General features: G+C 64.9%; 1 protein-coding gene. It reads left to right on the forward strand.

Annotated elements, in window-relative coordinates:
- On the forward strand, positions 1-403 hold a 403-nt coding region (locus E1958_RS21055), incomplete at its 5' end, for a hypothetical protein (protein WP_208108632.1).
- Between the last annotated feature and the right edge of the window lie 506 nt (positions 404-909).

A 909-nucleotide genomic window follows, 5' to 3' on the forward strand; every position in this document is an offset into this window, starting at 1 on the left:
CGATCCCAGGGGCCGACAGGATGTCGGCGGTCCCAGGCCGGCTGGGACCGCCGTCTTTCAGACGGCTTACAGACCCCATCACCAGCTGGCGGCAACGCTCACAGCAGACGCCCTCTGGGCCGCACCGGATAACAACGCCGGACCGCCGGCAGGTGTGATTACCGTGTATACCACTGGCCTGATGCCCTCCGCGGCGCGGAGCAACCAGCTTCCCACGCAGCGCGTGGGAACGAGAAAGAGAATGTCGGTGATCCCAGGAGCCGACAAGATGTCGGCGGTCCCAGGCCAACTGGGACCGCCGTCTTTCAGACGGCTTACGGACCCCATCACCAGCTGTTGGCAACGCCCAGAGCAGACGCCCTCTGGGCCGCACCCGATAACGCCGGATCGCCGGCAGGTGTGATTCCCGGGTATACGAATGCCGGACACCGGCCTGATGCCCTCCGCGGCGCGGAGCAACCAGGTTCCCACGCAGCGCGTGGGAACGAGAAAAACCCCCTGCCGCAAAGGAGTAGGGCGAGGCGTGGAGATCGAGGTCCGAAGCCGCAACCGGGCCTGGCAAGGACTCACCGGAGCGTCTTGAAGACTCACTGGAGCGTCTTGAGGACCCATCGGAGCCTGTTAAAGACTCACGGGAGAGTCTTGAGGACTCATCGGAGAGTGTTGAAGACTCACCGGAGAGTCTTGAAGACTCAATGGAGTGTCTTGAACCCTTACCGGAGAGCCCTGTAGGTCGGGTCAGGCCAAGCCCCGTCCCGACACAGGAGGGAGCCTGGCCGCCACCCGCCGGAGATGGCTGGCATCCGGCGGATGGCGCAAGCTTATCCGCCCTACGCGGGCTCCCCGCTAGCCGGAAGGGCCAACGGAATATCGGTGGTCTCGGGAGCCGACAGGATGTCGGCGGTCCCA

Origin of the sequence: Candidatus Thiosymbion oneisti, assembly GCF_004359955.1 — a bacterium.
Lineage (GTDB): Bacteria > Pseudomonadota > Gammaproteobacteria > Chromatiales > Chromatiaceae > Thiosymbion > Thiosymbion oneisti.